The organism is Xanthomonas campestris pv. campestris str. ATCC 33913, from assembly GCF_000007145.1.
Lineage (GTDB): Bacteria > Pseudomonadota > Gammaproteobacteria > Xanthomonadales > Xanthomonadaceae > Xanthomonas > Xanthomonas campestris.
This window is the reverse complement of the sequence record NC_003902.1, coordinates 4,457,032-4,475,610: the sequence shown is the minus strand read 5'-3', so window position 1 is coordinate 4,475,610 and position 18,579 is coordinate 4,457,032. Positions and strand designations below refer to the sequence as shown.

At 67.6% G+C, this 18,579-nt stretch carries 17 protein-coding genes; 7 read left to right on the top strand and 10 right to left on the bottom strand.

All coding sequences use genetic code 11. The annotated features are described in order from the left end of the window. The first annotated feature begins 105 nt into the window (after positions 1-105). The 4 genes from XCC_RS19495 to sppA all read left to right on the top strand — a co-directional run bounded on the left by XCC_RS19495 (position 106) and on the right by sppA (position 5,491). Positions 106-1,164 (top strand): hypothetical protein, encoded by a 1,059-nt coding sequence (locus tag XCC_RS19495; RefSeq protein ID WP_011038846.1) that lies wholly within the window; start codon positions 106-108, stop codon positions 1,162-1,164. Further along, positions 1,151-1,753: a DUF3106 domain-containing protein gene (locus XCC_RS19490; protein WP_016944240.1), complete on the top strand. Its 603-nt coding sequence runs from the start codon at positions 1,151-1,153 to the stop codon at positions 1,751-1,753. The genes XCC_RS19495 and XCC_RS19490 overlap by 14 nt, the downstream gene beginning before the upstream one ends. Positions 1,754-2,128: 375 nt before the next feature. Beyond that, positions 2,129-3,505, top strand: coding sequence for an MATE family efflux transporter (locus tag XCC_RS19485; RefSeq protein WP_011038844.1), 1,377 nt, complete (start codon positions 2,129-2,131; stop codon positions 3,503-3,505). Positions 3,506-3,589: 84 nt separating this feature from the next. Continuing rightward, positions 3,590-5,491, top strand: a complete 1,902-nt coding sequence (gene sppA, locus XCC_RS19480; RefSeq protein WP_011038843.1) for a signal peptide peptidase SppA — start codon at positions 3,590-3,592, stop codon at positions 5,489-5,491. A 69-nt stretch (positions 5,492-5,560) separates the two neighbouring features. Here sppA and XCC_RS19475 read toward each other — a convergent pair whose 3' ends face one another. After that, positions 5,561-5,776, bottom strand: a complete 216-nt coding sequence (locus tag XCC_RS19475; RefSeq protein ID WP_011270037.1) for a hypothetical protein — start codon at positions 5,774-5,776, stop codon at positions 5,561-5,563. Between the two features lie 104 nt (positions 5,777-5,880). On the opposite strand from XCC_RS19475, the gene XCC_RS19470 reads away from it, so the two are divergent. After that, entirely contained in the window at positions 5,881-6,657 is a 777-nt protein-coding gene (locus tag XCC_RS19470) for an SDR family oxidoreductase (RefSeq protein ID WP_011038842.1), read from the top strand. A gap of 50 nt (positions 6,658-6,707) precedes the next feature. After that, positions 6,708-8,066: a sensor domain-containing diguanylate cyclase gene (locus XCC_RS19465; protein ID WP_228442231.1), complete on the top strand. Its 1,359-nt coding sequence runs from the start codon at positions 6,708-6,710 to the stop codon at positions 8,064-8,066. A 29-nt stretch (positions 8,067-8,095) separates the two neighbouring features. Here XCC_RS19465 and XCC_RS19460 read toward each other — a convergent pair whose 3' ends face one another. The 9 genes from XCC_RS19460 to XCC_RS19420 form a co-directional block, all read right to left on the bottom strand. After that, positions 8,096-8,740 (bottom strand): DUF4124 domain-containing protein, encoded by a 645-nt coding sequence (locus XCC_RS19460; RefSeq protein ID WP_011038840.1) that lies wholly within the window; start codon positions 8,738-8,740, stop codon positions 8,096-8,098. After that, positions 8,737-9,477 carry a hypothetical protein gene (locus XCC_RS19455; protein WP_011038839.1) on the bottom strand — a complete coding sequence of 247 codons (741 nt, stop codon included), beginning with the start codon at positions 9,475-9,477 and terminating at the stop codon, positions 8,737-8,739. The genes XCC_RS19460 and XCC_RS19455 overlap by 4 nt, the downstream gene beginning before the upstream one ends. Before the next feature lie 122 nt (positions 9,478-9,599). After that, on the bottom strand, positions 9,600-10,163 hold the full coding sequence (locus XCC_RS19450; protein ID WP_011038838.1) for a Sua5/YciO/YrdC/YwlC family protein: 564 nt from the start codon (positions 10,161-10,163) through the stop codon (positions 9,600-9,602). A gap of 8 nt (positions 10,164-10,171) precedes the next feature. Continuing rightward, positions 10,172-12,667: a DNA topoisomerase I gene (locus tag XCC_RS19445; protein ID WP_011038837.1), complete on the bottom strand. Its 2,496-nt coding sequence runs from the start codon at positions 12,665-12,667 to the stop codon at positions 10,172-10,174. Positions 12,668-12,847: 180 nt separating this feature from the next. Continuing rightward, positions 12,848-13,993, bottom strand: coding sequence for an RDD family protein (locus XCC_RS19440; RefSeq protein WP_011038836.1), 1,146 nt, complete (start codon positions 13,991-13,993; stop codon positions 12,848-12,850). A 26-nt stretch (positions 13,994-14,019) separates the two neighbouring features. Next, positions 14,020-14,760 carry a pilin gene (locus XCC_RS19435; protein ID WP_012439408.1) on the bottom strand — a complete coding sequence of 247 codons (741 nt, stop codon included), beginning with the start codon at positions 14,758-14,760 and terminating at the stop codon, positions 14,020-14,022. A 40-nt stretch (positions 14,761-14,800) separates the two neighbouring features. Next, positions 14,801-15,274, bottom strand: a complete 474-nt coding sequence (locus XCC_RS19430) for a DUF494 family protein (RefSeq protein ID WP_011038834.1) — start codon at positions 15,272-15,274, stop codon at positions 14,801-14,803. 43 nt (positions 15,275-15,317) lie between these two features. After that, the gene (gene dprA, locus XCC_RS19425; protein WP_011038833.1) at positions 15,318-16,454 is read right to left on the bottom strand and encodes a DNA-processing protein DprA; all 1,137 of its coding nucleotides are present in this window, start codon (positions 16,452-16,454) and stop codon (positions 15,318-15,320) included. 72 nt (positions 16,455-16,526) lie between these two features. Then, positions 16,527-17,663, bottom strand: coding sequence for a LysM peptidoglycan-binding domain-containing protein (locus tag XCC_RS19420; protein WP_011038832.1), 1,137 nt, complete (start codon positions 17,661-17,663; stop codon positions 16,527-16,529). Between the two features lie 131 nt (positions 17,664-17,794). Between XCC_RS19420 and def the strand changes: the two genes are divergently transcribed. Then, positions 17,795-18,307 (top strand): peptide deformylase, encoded by a 513-nt coding sequence (gene def, locus XCC_RS19415; protein WP_011038831.1) that lies wholly within the window; start codon positions 17,795-17,797, stop codon positions 18,305-18,307. The last annotated feature ends 272 nt before the right edge of the window (positions 18,308-18,579 follow it).

Below are 18,579 nucleotides of genomic sequence, written 5' to 3'. Positions count from 1 at the left end.
CGTGCGTGGGCGGCGGCCACGGCAGGAGTAACGGTGTGTGGATCTGTCAAGCCATCGGCGGGGATCATTTGCGTCGGTATCATGCCGGCCGATGCTGGAGTTCTCATGACCGTAGTCCCCGACGCCCCCGTCACCCCCGCCGCGCTGTCAGCCTTTTTGCGCGGTGTCGAACGCCGGGGTCTGGTGCTGGCGCAGTTGCAATGCGGCGATGACGCCGCCGCCGAGCGGGCCCTGGCCGCCGCGCTGCGTGCCTTCAGTGGGCAAGCCGCCGGGCGGCCAATGGCAGGTTGGCCAATGCGCTTCTGGAGCCTGCTGGCGGCCGCGCCGCCGCTGCGGCGCGAGCCGATGCCCGGCACCTGGTTGCCACCCTTCAACGCCCTGGGCCGGATGCAGTCGGCTGACCGCCTGGCGCTGCTGCTGCGCATCGTCGGCGGGCTGCAGGAAGCCGACGCCAGCGAAGTGCAGGGCATGGAGACCCCCGCGTACCAGGCTGCGCTGGCGCGTGCCTGCCCCCGCGATGCGGCCGGTAACCCGGATGCGCAGGCCTGGCGGGCATTGGCCGAGGCCGCCCAGGCGGAATTGCGTGAGTTGAGCCCCGGCCAATTGAGCCGGCTCACCCAGCTGCGGGAGTCGGCCCTGGCCGGCATGCCGTTGCAGCCGGCCCAGGACGGCGCCTCCAGCCCGGCGGCATCGGCTCCCGCGCGCAGCGAACGGCCCGCTGATCGCCGCCCGCGCGCCCGTGCCGCACGCCGGCAATGGACGTGGCCACGCATCAACCGCCGCCATGCCGGCATCGCGCTGGCGCTTGTGGCGCTGGTGCTGTTGGTGGGAGCGCTCGGGTGGTGGTGGACGCATCGCCGCCCCGCCTTGCCGCCGGAGCCGGTGTCGCAGGCGCCCGCGGGCGTCCTGCACGTCACCGACGCAGCCCCGGTGCTGGTGGAGGAATTACCGGCCGCCAACCTTCCCGATGCCGTCGCTGCGCCCGGCCTGGATGCGCGCGACCAGGCAATGCTCGCCGACCCGGATCTGGAGCTGGCGCGCTCGGCCGACCTGTACGCCTGGTACGCCGCCGGGCACCCGGTGCCACCGGACGAATCCGGCGCCCACGCCACTGCGGCCGAACGTCCGTCGAGCGAACTGGAGACGGTCGATGACCAAAACTAAGTGGTGCGGCCTGTGGCTGGCTGTCATGGCCGGTGCCGCAGGGGCGCAGGTGCTGCCCGCGGCGCTGGACGAAACGCCGGCCAGCCCGGTGGCGACCCCGGCAGCGCCCGCCGCGCCGGCCCGGAGCATTCCCAGCGCTGCGCAGCAGCGTGCGCGATGGGATGCGCTGACGCCCGCCCAGCGCACCGAGCTGCGCGCCCGCTACGCGGCCTGGAAGGCACTGACCGCCACCGACAAGGTGGTCTTGCGGCAAGCGCGTGAGCGCCTGCAGGCGCTGCCGGACGATCAGCAGCGCGCGCTGCGCACGCAGTTCGGCGCCATGGACCGGCTGCATCGCGATGGCTGGCGCCTGGGCTCGCAGTTGGGCAACTTCTATCCGCAACTGCAGCCGCTGATCGGTTACGTGCCGGTCGCCCAGCGCGATGCGCTGCTCGGCGTCCTGCGCAGCCTGGATGCCGGTCAGCTGGAGCAACTGGCGGTGCTGGCGCAGCGCACCCCGCCGCAGGAACGCGATGCCTTGCGCGATGCCCTGCTTGCCGAGTCGGCGGCAACCCGGTCGACATGGCTGAAGCGCCAGCTGGCGCGCTGATTAGAGCGGGCCGCTCGTGGCGGCCGTAATCGCACTCGCGCGGTGAGCGCGTGGGCGTCAGGCAGCCCGCGTGCGGGGTCATCGGGCGTCGACCGACGCCGCCGGTACGGCTCCGCTGCCAGTGGCCTCCGAGGCGCGCGGTCCAGGCGCCTTCCCCGATTGATCAAACGCGCGTCTCACGCACTCCGCAGAAGTTGCAGCACCGCACCGTCACCCGCAGCGCCAAGCACTGACGACAGACGTCACCGCTTCGGTCAGCGACACGCTGACCACGCATGGCCCGCACCGCAACTGCAGGTAAGATAGGCGCCCCCACGCGACCCGGTGCCAGCGCCGCCAGGCACGGCCGTAGTCCGCGTGGCGATCGGTTCTGCAATGTCTGTCCCTCACTCCTCCCCGTCGGCAACGCCACGCTTTGCAGCGGAAGTGCGTACCACCGGCCTGCTCGCGCTGCCGCTGGTGCTCGGTCATGTCTCCACCGGCCTGATCGGCTTTGTCGACAACGTGATCGCCGGCCACCACGGCACCGCCACGCTGGCCGCGGTCACCATCGGCACCTCGTTGTTGTGGCTGCCGATGCTGGTGCCGATCGGCACATTGATCTCGCTCACCGCCTCGGTGTCGCAGTTGGTCGGTGCCGGGCGCGAACGCGAGATCGGCCCCTTGTTCCGCCAGGCGCTGTGGCTGTCGCTGGGCCTGGGCGCACTGATGTTCGGCTTTCTCACCGCGGTGCCGCCGTTGCTGCCTACCTTCGGGATCGCGCCGGACATCGTGCCCGGCGCCACCGACTTCCTGCACGCGGTGCGCTGGGGCGGGCCGGCGCTGACGTTCTACTTCTGCATGCGCTACCTCAGCGAAGGCATGCACTGGACGCTGCCGACCATGCTGCTGGGCTTTGGCGGGCTGCTGGTGCTGGCGCCGCTGGGCTACGTGCTGACCTACGGCAAGTTCGGCTTCGCCGAGCATGGTGCACAGGGGCTGGGAATGGCCTCGGCCATCACCATGTGGGTGCAGGCGATTGCCTTCGCGCTGTATCTGTGGCGCTCGCGGCGCTTTGCGCACCTGGAGTTGTTCACCCATCTTGAAGGCCCGCGCTGGCGGGCGATTGGCGAGCTGTTGCGCACCGGGTTGCCGATCGGCATCACCGTGTTGATGGAAGGTGGGCTGTTCATCGTCACCGCGTTGCTGATCGGGCGGCTGGGCTCCACCGAAGCGGCCGCGCACCAGATCGCGATCAACGTCTCGCAGCTGTGTTTCATGATCCCCATGGGCGTGGCCGAAGCCACCACCGTGCGCGTCGGCCATGCGGTGGGCCGTGGCGATCCGCTGGGCATGCGCCGCGCGGCCTGGGCCGGCTACGCCATCGTGCTGGGCACGCAGGCGGTGTCTGCCAGCATCCTGTTGCTCGGTCACGACGCCATCGTGGGCGTGTATACCAACGATGCCGCAGTAGCTGCGCTGGCATCGGTGCTGTTGTTGTTCGCGGCCACGTTCCAGTTTCCCGACGGCATCCAGGTGTTGTCGGCCGGCGCCTTGCGCGGGCTCAAGGACACGCGCGTGCCGATGTTCCTGGCGATGTTTTCGTACTGGGGCTTAGGCATGCCGCTCGGTGCCGGGCTCGGCCTGGGGCTGGGCTGGGGGCCGCAAGGGATGTGGATCGGGCTGATTCTGGGCCTGACCGCCGCCGCGATCCTGATGGGCTTGCGCTTCCGCCAGACCAGCCGGCGGCTGACTGCCGGTGCGGCACCCTGACTTCCTGCGCATGCCCTGCACCGTGCGCAGCCGGTATGCTGGGCGCAACGATCGATCCATCGCGTCTTTCCGACGGAGTTTTCCATGAACCACCCCGTGCGTCGCAATCCCATCGCCACGTTTTTTGTCGGCCTGTGGGATGTGATGAATTTCACCCGACGCCTGATTTTCAACCTGGTGTTCTTCGGCTTCCTGTTCCTGTTGCTGCTGCTGTTCGTGGTGGCGATCGCCCGTGGCGATGGCACCAAACCGCTGGCTGCGCGCACCACCTTGGTGATCGCACCGGAAGGCACCCTGGTGGAGCAGTTCAGTGCGGATCCGGTGAGCCGTTCGCTGGCCAAGGCGGTCGGTGACAAGAGCGCCGAAGAAGTGCAGCTGCGTGACCTGGTGCGGGTGATCGAGGCCGCCGGGAAGGACAGCAAGATCGAGCGGGTGCTGTTGAACCTGGACAAGCTGCAGCCGTCCGGTTTCGCCTCCCAGCGCGAGGTGGCCAAGGCGTTGCAGGGGCTGCGCGCGTCCGGCAAGCAGATCGTCGCCTTCAGCGAAAGCATGAGCCAGGGCCAGTACCTGCTGGCCGCGCAGGCCAACGAGGTCTATCTCGACCCGATGGGCAGCGTGTTGCTCGAAGGCCTGGGGCGCTACCGGCAGTATTTCCGCGAGGGCCTGCAGGACAAGCTGGGCGTGGACGTGCATCTGTTCCGCGTGGGTGAATACAAGTCCGCCGCCGAGCCATACATCCTGGATGCGGCCTCCGCCGACGCCAAGGAAGCGGACCTGTTCTGGATGAACGATGTGTGGCAGCGCTACCTGGCCGACGTGGCCACCGCACGCAAGCTGTCGCCGGCGCAGCTGGCGGCCGGCATCGACACGCTGCCGGAAGGCGTCACCGCCGCCGGTGGCGATCTGGCCAAGTTCGCCCTGCAGCAGAAGCTGGTGGACGGGCTGAAGACGCGCGAGCAGGTCGACTCGCTGCTGACCGAACGCGGCGTGGCCGACAACGATGCCGATGGCGGCTTCCGCAGCATCGATTTCGGCAGCTATCTCACCCAGTTGCAGGCCCAGCATTCGCCGATGGACAGCCGCCCGCAGGTGGCCGTGGTGGTGGCTGCGGGCGAGATCAGTGGCGGCGAGCAGCCGGCCGGGCGCATCGGTGGCGAATCCACTGCCGCGTTGCTGCGCCAGGCGCGGGACGACGAGGAAATCAAGGCGGTGGTGCTGCGCGTGGATTCGCCCGGTGGCGAGGTGTTTGCCTCCGAGCAGATCCGCCGCGAAGTGGTCGCGCTGAAGCAGGCCGGCAAGCCGGTGGTGGTGTCGATGGGCGACCTGGCTGCGTCGGGCGGGTACTGGATCAGCATGAATGCCGATCGCATCTATGCAGATCCGTCGACCATCAGCGGCTCGATCGGCATCTTCGGCATGGTGCCCAACCTCACCCGCGCGCTGGACAAGATCGGCGTGCATACCGATGGCGTGGGCACCACGCGTTTTGCCGGCGCCTTCGACATCACCCGCCCGCTGGACCCGGCCGCCGGCCAGGTCATCCAGGCGGTGATCAACAAGGGCTATGCCGACTTCACCGGCAAGGTGGCGCAGGCGCGGCACCAGTCGGTGGAGGCCATCGACAAGGTTGCCCGTGGCCGCGTCTGGAGCGGTGCGCAGGCCAAGGACCATGGTCTGGTGGACGCGTTCGGCGGCATGCAGGAAGCGGTGGCCGATGCGGCATCGCGCGCCAAGCTGAGCAAGGGCAAGTTCCGCGTGCGCTACGTGGAAAAGGCCGCCACGCCGTTCTCGCAGTTCATGAGCGGGTTTGCGGGCAGCCGCCTGGGCGCGTGGATGCTGAGCGACTCGGGCATGGCGCGTGCGCTGCTGGCACGCTCGCTGCCGGAAGTGGACACCCAGCTGCGCTTCGTCGAAGACGCCGTGCACGACAGCAAGGCGGGCGGCACGCCGGTCAAGGCGCTGGCGTATTGCTTCTGCGGGTTCTGATGCCGCCTCCCCTCGAGGGAGGCAGTCATGACAACGCCGGCTTCGCGCCGGCGTTGTCGTTTTCAGCGGTTACTGCGTCGCCGCGTCGATCGTTGCACGCTGCTGTGCGGCGGCCTGATCGGTGGCGGCCCGCACGCCGCGCGCCTTGTCCAGCGGCTGCTGGATGTGGTCACGCAGGGCGGTGGCTTGCGGTTCGGGTTTCTGCTCGGTCGGCGCGGGTTGCGGCCGCTGGCAGGCGGCCAACGCCAACGTGGCACAGGCCAGTACGGCCCAGTGGATCTTCATCGTCGTGACCTCGCTCGGGGTGGCGGTATCCTACGCCCCGGCCGTACGCGTGCGCCAACCGCACCGCACAGCCCGTTTCCCGCGTATTCAAAGGACACCCCCACGTGACAGCGCACCGCTGGCGGCTGGATGGACAGACCGCCCTGATCACCGGCGCCAGTGCCGGCATTGGCCTGGCCATCGCACGCGAATTGCTCGGCTTCGGCGCCGACCTGTTGATGGTGGCGCGCGATGCCGATGCGCTGGCGCAGGCCCGCGACGAGCTGGCCGAAGAGTTTCCCGAGCGCGAACTGCACGGCCTGGCCGCGGATGTTTCCGACGACGAGGAGCGCCGCGCGATTCTGGATTGGGTCGAAGATCACGCCGATGGCTTGCATCTGCTGATCAACAATGCCGGTGGCAACATCACCCGCGCGGCCATCGACTACACCGAAGACGAATGGCGCGGCATCTTCGAAACCAACGTGTTTTCCGCGTTCGAACTCTCGCGCTATGCGCACCCATTGCTGACCCGGCACGCCGCCTCGGCGATCGTCAACGTGGGCAGCGTGTCGGGGATCACGCATGTGCGCAGCGGCGCGCCGTATGGCATGACCAAGGCGGCGCTGCAGCAGATGACGCGCAACCTGGCGGTGGAATGGGCCGAGGACGGCATCCGCGTCAACGCGGTGGCGCCGTGGTACATCCGCACCCGGCGCACCTCCGGCCCGTTGTCCGATCCCGATTACTACGAGCAGGTGATCGAACGCACGCCGATGCGCCGCATCGGCGAGCCGGAAGAAGTCGCCGCCGCGGTCGGTTTCCTGTGCCTGCCGGCGGGCAGCTACATCACCGGTGAATGCATCGCGGTGGATGGCGGCTTCCTGCGTCATGGGTTCTAGCGCAACGCCGCTGGCTCGCCGCTCCTGTTCGGTGCACGCCGGAGCCGGCCGTGGCTGACGCGCCCATGCCGCAGCATCCGCTCGCGCACCTGCACGACATCGTGCACGACAACAGCGACTGGATCTGGGAAGTGGATGCGCAGGCGCGCTACACCTTCTGCTCGCGCGCCTGCGAGCGGTTGCTGGGCTATACGCCTGAACAGATTCTGGGGCGCACGCCGTTCGATCTGATGGAGCCGGCCGAAGCGGCGCGCGTGGGCGTGGCGTTTGCCGAAATCGTGGCAGCGCGTCGCCCGTTCCAGGGCCTGCTCAACCGCAACGTGCGTGCCGATGGCCGCACCGTCATGCTGGAAACCAGCGGAATTCCGCTGTTCGATGCCCAGGGCGCGCTGCGCGGTTATCGCGGCATCGACCGCGACGTCACGCCGATTGCCGGCGGCCCCGACGACAGCGCCACCAATCAGCGTCTGTTCCAGCTGGAAGCGTTGTATGCCGCCGCGCCGGTGGCGTTGTGCCTGATCAACCATGCCGCGCGCTATCTGGCGGTGAACGAGGCGATGGCGGGCATCGCCGGGCGCAGCGTGCAGGAGATGATCGGCATGCGCGTGGCCGAGGTGTTTCCACAAGCCGCGGCCGATCAGGCTGACGCATTCGCCACGCTCGCTGCCGGGCACGACGTGCCCGACCAGGTGTTCGACTGGCAGGACCGCAGCTACCACGTGCGGGTGCGCGGCGTGCGCGATCTGGAGGGCCGGCTGATTGCGCTGACCACCGCGTTGACCGACATCAGCGAGCACCTGCGCGTGCAGTGGCGGCTGACCAAAACCACCGAGGCGCTGGCCGAGGCCAACCGTCAGCTGGAGCAGGCCAATGCGCAATTGCTCGGTGCTGCGCGCAACGATCACCTGACCGGGCTGGCCAACCGGCGCGGCTTTGATCGCGCCTTCGAGCGTCTGCTGCCGGCGGTGCGCGACGGCACGCGCGGCGCGTCGGTGCTGATGCTGGATGTCGATTACTTCAAGCAATACAACGACCGCTACGGCCACCCGCAGGGCGACCAGTGCCTGCGGGACATCGCCGCCGCGCTACGCAGCGTGGTCACGCGCGGCGAGGACGTGGTGGCCCGCTATGGCGGTGAGGAATTCGCACTGCTGCTGCCCGATACCGATTTGCCCGGCGCGGCGGAGGTTGCGCGGCGGCTGCAGGAGCGACTTGCTGCCATGCCGATCAGCCATGCGGGTAGCCCGTGCGCGCGCATCACCGTGAGCATCGGGGTCACGGCGCTGCAGCCGCAGGAGTGCCAGGTGCAGGATGCTCGGGTGCGTGAGGCGGTGATGGCGCGCGCCGATCGCGCGCTGTACCAGGCCAAGAACCAGGGCCGGAATCGGGTGGCGCTGGCACCGGTTTAAAGCCTGCCGATACGCCGTGTCCGCGTGGCTCAGGGCGTCGCGGGCGTGCCGGCGCAGCGGCTCTCGTCCATCACCCGCCGCGCCTGGTCGTAACGTTGCTTGCGCGCGGCCGATTGGGCTTCGTCGGAGAAGCGCCACGCGGCCTCGGCTTGCTCGGCGCGTTGCCGCCACGCCGCGCACAGGCTCTGGTCCGGCACCGGCGCGCAGCGGTCGGTGACCACCTCGCAAGCGCTGCCGCCGCCCTGCGCGGGGCCGCCGGCCAGGTTGGTGACCTGCATCGGCAAGCAGCGCGTGGCCGGCTCGCTCTCTTCGGTGAAGTAGCGGCCATTGTCGTGCGCGGTGCATTCGAACAGCGGCGGCGGTGGTAGTGACGAGGTGGCGGTGGTGGCCGTCGGCACAGCGGCCGGTGCTTGCGGTGCGGGCGCCGCTACAGGCGGCGCTTGCGTGGCCGCGCGGGCAGGCGCAGGACGGGCCGACACCGGCGCCGCTGCACTCGACGGCAACGGCATGGCGGCGGGGGCGGTCATCAGTTTCTTCTGCTGCTGCACGCCCTTCGGGCAGGGCATGTTCTGCACCGTCAGCGCGCCTTGGGCATCGGTGCAGCGGTAGATCGCCACTTCCTGCGCGCTGGCGGTGGACGCGAGCACCAGCATCACCCAGCCCCAGCGGCTCATACGCCGCCGCAGTCGCGCTGCAGGCGCGCATCGATGCCGCGCTGCTCACGGGTCAGGTCCACGCGTTCGCTCTGCAGGGCGCTGTTGTAGCGACGGATCAGCTCCCATCTGCGGTCGGCCAACCGTGCACAGACTTCCTGCTCGGGCAGGGCGTGGCATTCGTCGCGGATCTGCACATTGCCGTAGGGCACGATCACCGTGCCGCCGTAGCCATTGCCGTAGCCGCCGCCACCATAGCCGCCGCGCCCACCCCGGTACCCGCCATCACCGCCGGCCTGGATCGCACCGCCGGCACCGGCTGGCCGCGGCCCCGGCGGGCGGATGCCCGGCGGCCGGCGGTACGGATCACCCGACACGTAGGCCGGGCCCCAGGTCGGCACCCAGCGCGGATTGCCCTCCGGGCTGTCGCTGGTATAGCGGGTGCCTTCCTCGGTCACGCATTCGTACATCGGCTGCGGCGGCTGCACGGTGACAATGCGCACTTCACGCGGCGGCGGCGTGACCGTTGCGGCAACCGGCGCCGCCCGTGGCGGCTGCGGTGGCGGGTCTTGCGGGCGTTGCAGATCCAGCACCTGCTGGCGGCCGCTGCTGCACGGCGCATCCTGCAGCGCCACGGTGCCGGCGCTACTGACGCAACGGTAGATCCGCACGTTCGGATCGGGCTTGGTGGCGGTGGCAGGCGCGGCCTGCGCGGTGAGCGTGGCGGCCAGCAGCAGGAAGGTCGGGATCAGGCGCATGCACGCAGTGTGCGCGCGTTATGGGCTCTGGCAAAGAGGCGGCAATGCCCGCGCTGAACGCGTAACCACGCGCCCAGGCGGCGGTTGCGTGCAGCAACCGCCGCAGTGTTTCGACGCCAGCGTCAGTCGCGCAGGATCTGTCCGGTGCGGGCGTCGCGGATCGGGGTGGGCTGCGCCAGACCGCCGACCTCGCCGTCGAGCACGCCGTCGATGCGGGCCAGCAGGGCCGGGTCCAGCGCTGCGCGACTGCGCGCGGGCGGCTCACCGGCCAGGTTGGCGCTGGTGGACACCAGCGGCGCGCCCCAGGCCTTGCACAGGGCCGCAACCACCGGATGGGCACTGATGCGCACGGCCAGTCCGTCGTGATCGCCAGTGACCCAGCGCGGCGCCTGCGCGGTCACCGGCAAGATCCAGGTATGCGGGCCGGGCCATTGCGCCAGCACCGCGGTCAGCTGTTCGCTGCCGAGTGCAGCAATATCGATCCAGTCCTGCAACACGTCCAGCCCGGACGCAACCACGATCACGCCCTTGTCCACCGGGCGGCGCTTGATCTCCAGCAGGCGCAGCACGGCGTCCTCCTGTCGCGGGTCGCAGCCCAGCCCCCACACCGCTTCGGTGGGGTAGGCGATCACTCCCCCGCGGGCGAGAGTGGCAACGGCAGCGTCCAGATCAGGGGTGTGCGGCATGCGCTGACTCAGCCAGCCGCCTTGCTGACGGCTTTCTTGACCACGCGCTTGGTCGCCTTCTTGGCGGCCTTCTTCGCAGGCGCCTTCTTGGCTGCGGTCTTGGTGGCGACTTTCTTGACCGCCGCCGTCTTCTTGGCCGCGTCCTTGGCTTCCTTGGCGGAATCCTTCACCGCATTCTTCTTGAGCGTGGCCTTCTTGGCGCCAAAGCCCTTGCGCACCGGCTTGCCGGTGTCGGCTAGCAGCTGCTGCACTTCCTCGAAGGTCAACGAGGCAGGCTCGCGGTCCTTGGGAATCTTGCCGTTGAGCTTGCCGTCGCTGATGTACGGGCCAAAGCGCCCGTTCAACACCTGGATGTCGCTGCCGTCGAATTCCTTGATCACCCGGTTACGCGCGATCTCTTCCTTCTCTTCGATCAGGAACACCGCCCGCGCCAGATCGATGGTGTACGGGTCGTCCTCTTTCTTCAGCGACGCATACACGCTGCCACGGCGGGCAAACGGCCCGAAGCGGCCGATACCGACGCTGACGTCCTGGTCCTTGTCCTGGCCCAGGGCGCGCGGCATCTTGAACAGTTCCAGCGCATCTTCAATGGAGATCGAATAGATGCTCTGGCCCGGCCGCAACGAGGCAAAGGTGGGCTTGTCTTCGTCTTCGACCGTGCCGATCTGCACCATCGGCCCGAAGCGGCCGATACGCGCACTGACTTCCTTGCCGCTGACCGGGTCGGCGCCAAGCACGCGCACGCTGCCGGCGTCGGTCTTGTCCAGCGAATCCTTCTTGTCCTCGACCAGTTCCTTGAACGGGCCCCAGAACTTCTCCATCAACGGGATCCACTCGGCTTCGCCGCGCGAGACCGCATCCAGATCGTCTTCCAGATTGGCGGTGAAGTCGTAGTCCACGTAGCGGGTGAAGTGCCCGGACAGGAACTTGGACACCGCACGGCCCACGTCGGTCGGGCGGAAGCTGCGGCCTTCCATTTCCACGTACTTGCGGAACTGCAGGGTCTGGATGATCGAAGCGTAGGTGGACGGCCGACCGATGCCGTATTCCTCCAGCGCTTTGACCAGCGCCGCTTCGGTGAAGCGCGGCGGCGGCTGGGTGAAATGCTGATCGGTGACGATGCGGTCCAGCGGGATGTTGTCGCCGGCCTTCATCAGCGGCAGCTTGCGGCCTTCGTCCTCGTCTTCGCTGCTCTTGGTGTCCTTGCCTTCTTCGTACACGGCCAGAAAGCCCGCCACCACCACGGTGGTGCCGCTGGCGCGGAACACGTGCTCGCTGCCGGCCGACAGATCCACGCTGACGGTATTGAGCGTGGCCGGAATCATCTGGCACGCCACTGCGCGGCGCCAGATCAATTCATACAAACGGCGCTCGTCATCAGACAGGAAGCGCGCCACCTGTGCCGGCGTGCGCAATGCCGAGGTCGGGCGCACCGCTTCGTGCGCTTCCTGCGCGTTCTTGGATTTGGTGGTGTAGGCGTTGGGCTGATCCGGCAGCGAGGCGGTGCCGAAATCGCGCGCGATCACGTCGCGGATTTCCGCCAGTGCGTCCTGCGACAGGTTCACCGAGTCGGTACGCATATAGCTGATCAGACCGACCGAGCCTTCGTCGCCGAGCGCTACGCCTTCATAGAGTTTCTGCGCCACCTGCATGGTCTTGCGGGTGGTGAAGCCGAGCTTGCGCGAGGCTTCCTGCTGCAGCGTGGAGGTGGTGAATGGCGGGGCAGGGCGACGCTTGCGCTCCTTGCTGGCCACATCGGTGACGTGCAGCACGCCTTGCGCGGCCTGCTGGATGCGCAGGCGCGCCGCCTCGGCGGTATCGCCGTCGGTGACGGTGAATTGTTCGAACTTCTGCCCGTCCAGCTTGATCAGGCGCGCATTGAACGGCTGCGAGGGATGCCGGCAGTGCGCATCGATGGACCAGTATTCGCGCGCGATGAAGGCTTCGATTTCTTCTTCACGTTCGACAATCATGCGCAGCGCCGGCGACTGCACGCGGCCGGCCGACAGCCCGCGCTGCACCTTGCGCCACAGCACCGGCGAGAGGTTGAAACCGACCAGGTAATCCAGCGCACGGCGTGCCTGCTGCGCGTCCACCAGGTCGGCGGCGATCGCGCGCGGCTTGAGCATGGCTTCCTTGATCGCGCGGGGCGTGATCTCGGTGAAGACCACCCGCTGCATCGTCTTGTCCTTCAGCAGCCCGCGCTCTTTCAGGATCTCGGCGATATGCCAGCTGATCGCCTCACCCTCGCGGTCCGGGTCGGTCGCCAGATAGATGTCGTCGGCGCTCTTGGCAGCCCGGGCAATCGCCTCCACGTGCTTTTCGTTCTTTTCGATCAAGTCGTAGCGCATCGCAAACCCGTTGTCCGGATCCACGGCGCCCTCCTTGGGAACCAGGTCACGCACGTGCCCATACGAGGCCAGGACGGTGAAGTCCTTGCCGAGGTATTTATTGATCGTCTTGGCCTTGGCGGGCGATTCGACGATGAGCAGGTGCTTGGGCATGGTGGCAAATTCTTGGGGCGGAGCCCGGGGGGCAGGTAGCGTGGCCTAATTGGCCGGTCGAGGGAAGCAGATCGGCTGTTTCGCACACGTCGACGCCCGGGGAGGTGCCCGGGCGTTCAGTTCTCTTATTAGAAAGATCACGGCGAGCGCCGCCGTGTCAAGCGGCCTGCGCCGCGATTGTCAACTCTGGTTGATGGCGATCACCGCAAACAGGACGCCGAACACAATGGAGATCAGCAGCATCACTGCGTAGATCGCCAGCACCACGATGGTGACCGTGTCCAGGCCCACCTGCTGGCGTTCCGGCGTGTCGGTGTAGGCCCAGCGGTCCACCACCAGGGTGTCGCAGACCTTGTCGTGGATTGCCTGCTTGCGTGCGCTCATGCCGGCCATGAAGGCCGAGACGATCGCCCCGATGCCCAGCGTCAGCACCGTGATCAGCATGTAAGCCAGGTAGCGCAGCACGTTGCGCCAGAAGCTGACCCGGCCACCGTTGGCGTGCACCAGCTTGATGCCGCAGGCGAGCTTGCCCAGGCTGGCCTGGTGGCGGCTGGACTGCATCCACGCGAAGTAAATCGTTGGGATCAGCAGGCCGATGCCATAGGCCAGGATCATGATCGCCACGGTGCCGCCCGCGCCCTCCAGGCTCGACGACGAGCTGGAGGCGCCCAGGCCGATCGACAGCACCAGGACCACCGGGATGACGATCAGGTACACCGCAAACGTGGTGATGAAGCTGTCCAGCACGCTGGCGGCCACCCGGCGCCACAGGCCCGCGTAGACGATCGGTGCGTCCGCGACCGGCGCAACCCCGAGCGAGGTCGCCGGCATGTCCCAGGCGGCCGGCAACGGTGTCGCCTGGGCCGGTGTGGCTGGGGACGCGGTGGTGGCTGGCTGGTGTTCGGAGGGCTCGGCTGCAGTACGCGCCGACCAGGCGCCAGGAGACGGCGCGGAGCTGGCGACGCTACCGGCGTCCACGGGAGTGGAAATGTGCGCGGCCGACACGCTGTCTGGCTGCGTGGTCTGGGGCGTGACCGGCGTGAACCCGGCCTCTGGCACCTGTTCGGCACTGGTCGCGGCGCCAGGCGAGGGATCTGCAGTGATCGGCGCAGGCGTGAACACCGATGCCGTCTCGGGCGTTGCGGCGGGCGTCTCCAGCCCCAGTTCGGCAGCCACCTCCGCCAGCGTCACCCATTGCGCCAGGCCTTCGCGCCAGACCAGGCTGGAACGATCGATGACGCCCTGTTCCAGGCGCGCACGGAGCGTGTCCGTGTCCACCGGTCCCTGGCGTTGCCGCTGCGCGTCGGCGTAATACCACTGCGTCATACTGTCCCCTTGGTCAAAACCGTTGCCTAGCCGCGGCAATCCTGCGGCAGAAATTTGTCGTCGATCTCGGAACTGCAGTCCCAGCTGCTGGCGTCCTGATCCAGGTCCAGCCACAACGGTTTGCCGTCGAGCTTGGCGTTGTCCGGCATGTGCAGCAAGGCCTCCACGCCGCACTGGGCCGTGTCGAAGTGGCCGATGCGCACGATGCCCAACGTCCCCGTCGCATAGTGTTCCGGCGGATGGAAGCCAGCGTCGTCATTGGTCGGGCAGCGGCCTTCGCGTTCTAGAAATTCGGCGATCTGCGGCTTTAATGGTGCCAACGCGCCGATGGCTTGGCTGACCTTTGCGCGCGCGGTGTAGTCCTGATAGGCCGGCAGTGCGATCGCAGCGACGATGCCGAACACAAATGCCAGTCCAACCACGCCAATCACTGACCCGACCGCAATCCCGATCGCCCAGCCGGCACCGTTGCGCGAGGTAGCGACGGGTGTCGAACGAGTGGATGATGAGATGGTGGGGCGTGCCGAGGTCGTGCCGACAGCGGTGAGCGGCAACGGCGGTGGCAGCGGCGATGACGCCACGTCGGTGGCGATCGGTGGACCCAATTCTGCGGCGCATGCAGCCAACGGCGCCCAGTGAGGCATACCTTCGCGCCAGACCAGCGAATCCAGCGCAATCACGCCGTCGCGGTACAAGCCCCGCAGCGCCTCCACGTCCACCGGGCCACCCCGCTGGCGGCTGCCATCGGCGTAATACCAACTGCTCATCCCCGTCCCCTCGCTCGCGCGTCCGTCGCGGCTTCTGCCTTCAGTGTACGGGTTCAGGCTCGTCGAGGAACATCTGCGTTTCCATCCAGGCGTAAGCCGCTTCGGCGCCCGGTTGGTTGAACAGCACCATCAACACGACCCATTTGAGGTCGTCCAGATCCAGTTCGTCCTGGTCCAGCGCCATGGCGCGGTCCAGCACCAGCTCGCGCTGGTCGGCGTCGAGGATGCGGTGCTGCTCCAGGAACAGCAGAAAGCCACGGCAATCGACGTCGAGCTTGTCCAGCTCCGGGCCGTGGTAGATCCGCACCGGGCCGTCGACATGCGGACGCGCGACACTTGGCCGCTGCTCGGCGAGCGCGTCCAACCAATCGAAAGCTTTACTGATTTCGGCAGGGCTGAAGCCGGCCTGGATCAGGCCGTTCTGAAGCGAATCACGGTCGCGGACCAGGTCCGCATCTTCGCTGAAGTAATGTTCGAACAGGTACAGCAGTACATCGAGAATGCTCTCTTTCATTGCCCCTCGGCCTGCGTCGCGCGACGCTGTGGAGGTGAAGAAACTAGGGATTGCGGGTATAGCGACCGTGCTCGGTGACCACGTCTCCCTCCAGTTCCATGATCAGCAGCATGGAGGACAGCGCGGCGGCCGTCAATCCGGTGCGTTCGAGCAATGAATCCATAGGGGTTGGGTCGTGGCCCAGGGCGTGCCACAAGCGCTGGTAGTCGGGATCGGAGCGCCGCGGGGTGGGCTGCGGGACCGTCCTGGCCTGTTCAGTGGGGGCGGTGAGGCGCTGGCGCAAGGCATCGGCCAACTCGCCGGACAGCAGGCGTAGCCCTTCGACGAGTTGCGCCGGTTCCTGCACCAGCGTGGCGCCTTGCCGGATCAGGTGGTGGCAGCCGCGGGCAAGCGGGTTATGCAGCGAGCCGGGCACGGCGAAGACCTCACGGCCAGCCTCGGCCGCCAGCCGGGCGGTGATCAGGGCGCCGGAGCGCATTGCCGCCTCCACCACAAGTGTGCCCAGCGCCAGCCCGGCAATGATGCGATTGCGTGCCGGAAAGTGCGCAGCCACCGCGCACGTGCCTGGCAGGTATTCGCTGACCACCGCGCTGCGCGCGGCAATCCGGTCGCGCAAGGAATGATGCTGCACCGGATATGCCACGTCCGGGCCGGTGCCGACCACCGCCACGGTGATGCCGTCGGCATGGGCGAGTGCGGCCTCGTGCGCGATCGCATCCACCCCGGCCGCCATGCCGCTGACGATGCCGAGCCCGGCATTGGCCAGGCTGGCGGCGAAGTGACGCGTGTGGTCGCGGCCACCGGCACTCGCTGCCCGGCTACCGACCACCGCCACGCAGGGGTGCCACAACGCGGCGGGGTCGCCGTCCACGAACAGCATCAAGGGCGGATTGGCGATATGCCGCAACAGTGCGGGGTAGTCCGCGTCCCGCCAGCCGATCAGGTGATGGCCTGGTTGCGCGCACCAGCGCAAGGCGGCGTCCAATATCGGGGTGTCAGGCGTTTGCAGCTTGGCGATCTGGAGCGCATCGCAGCCGGCAGCCCGCCAAGCGGCCGGGCCGGCAGCCAGGATCTGGGAGGGGGCGTCGAAGGCGTCCAGCAGGGCGCGGCGTGGCGGGCTGCGTCCGCCGGCCAGCAGTAAGGTGAGCAGGGCGCGGCGGTCGGGTTCGGTCAGGTCCATGCCGGCAGCGTAGGCCGCAAACGACGACGGCGCCCTCGGGCGCCGTCGCGTTGGTGCGTCGGATTTTTCCCGTTACTTTGCGTCGGGATGCTTCACGAAATACCCCAGGCCGGTCGGCTTGACGCTTTCCATCACCAGCGCGTAGCTGACCCGGTCGTAAGTGCGGAACACCATCGCGTGCGCGGCATATTCGTCCGGCAGGCCGACCGTGGAACTGGACGGGCCGCTGAACCCATCATCTGCACGCGAGAAGCGCGAATGCTTCACGCGGTCGCTGACCGTGCGGCCCTTGCGCCAGATCGAGAACACCGTGCCGTTGTCGATGCCCTCGCGGGCGCCGCCGGAAATGGCGATCACGTCGCGGGTGCCGCCTGCGGTGAACGCATCGGCGATGGCCAGCACGCGCAGTTCGGTCTGCACGGCCTGTTCGGACGGCGGATGTGGAATGAACTGCAGGTCGTAGGGCTGCGCTTCGACCGCGATGATGCGATCGCCCGCCCGGACTTCGCGGCCACTGTCCTGCAACAACAGGGTGGCGGCCTTGGAATTGCCGGCGGCGGCGCTGCGGGTGATCGTGCCGATGTTGACCTGGGTCAACTCATAGCCGAGGAACTCGCGGCGGGTGCTGGGTGCGATGTAGCTCTTCCAGATGTTGCCCGCGCCCTGCGTGATGTTGCCAGCCGCATCCAACTCTTCGTTGTGCTTGGGCAGGCTGAACTTCACGGTGGGGCGCACCACTGCGTAGCGCTGACCGGGCTGAGCCTCGTCCAGGCCGACCACGTAGGCCAGCTGGCCCTTGGTGGCACGCGAGCGGCTGTCCTCCAGACCCACCACATACGGCAGCTCGTCGAAGTCTTCGACCACGCGCAGGTTCTTCAGGAACGGCTCGACGTCGGCCAGCGGAATGGCGTTGATCGGTGCTTCCTGGCGCGGGCCGGGCTGTACGGTGCCCTTGGCGACGCGGTCCAGGTAGGCCAGGCTGATCACGTCACCCGGGTAGATCAGATGCGGATTCTGGATTTGCGGATTGGCCTGCCAGATTTCCGGCCACAGCCACGGTTTTTCCAGAAAGCGGCCAGCGATATCCCAAAGGGTATCCCCCTTGCGGACCACATAGGTATCTGGATGTTCGCCCACCGCTTGCGCGGCAGCGTAGGTCGCGACGGTCAGCATCGCCGCGGCGACGACCGTACGAAGTCGGTTCAACATGAGTGCCTTCTTGCCTGATTCCCCAACAGGTCCGCGCACTATAGTCCAGAAACCGGGGCGCCACGCAAGCATTGCGCTAGAATGACGCCGTCTTGCCGGCGCAGCGCCGGTGTTCCCTGACGGGTAATCCCATGGCTTTGCTCCCCATTCTCGAATTTCCCGATCCGCGGCTGCGCACCAAGGCCGTGCCGGTCGATGCGGCCGAGGTCGTCAGCCCGGCGTTCCAGACCTTGCTCGATGACATGTTCCAGACCATGTACGAGGCGCCCGGCATCGGCCTGGCCGCCAGTCAGGTGGACGTGCACAAGCGTTTCATGGTGATCGACGTCAGCGAGGAGAAGGATGCCCCGCAGGTGTTCATCAACCCCGAGATCGTCACCAGGCAGGGCGAGCAGGTGTACCAGGAAGGCTGCCTGTCGGTGCCCGGCATCTTTGCCGATGTCAGCCGCGCCGATGCGATCACCGTGCGCTATCTGGACCGCCAGGGGCAGCCGCAGGAACTGAGCACCGATGGCCTGCTGGCGGTGTGCATCCAGCACGAAATGGACCATCTGGACGGCAAGCTGTTCGTGGACTATCTGTCGCCGCTCAAGCGCGAGATGGTCCGCAAGAAACTGGCCAAACTGCGCAAGCATGTGGCGTGAGGGCCGGGATTGGGGATTTGTGATCCGGGATTGGCAAAAGCGGGTTCTTGCTGGTCTTTGAGTCCGCTGTTTCAAATCTTCGGGCGCGGATCCTGGTGTGATCTGTTTCTTGGCGTGAGTCGTCGAATCGCCATTGCCCCAGTCCGCGTGTGCAGAGCCTTGAGACTCGGGATTCGGGATTGGATAAGCCGCTGCCCGTCGCGGTTATCGAATTGCTGTTCGCAATTCCCGCTTCTCACCGCGCCTATCGATGCCGGGCAATGCCGCTTTCG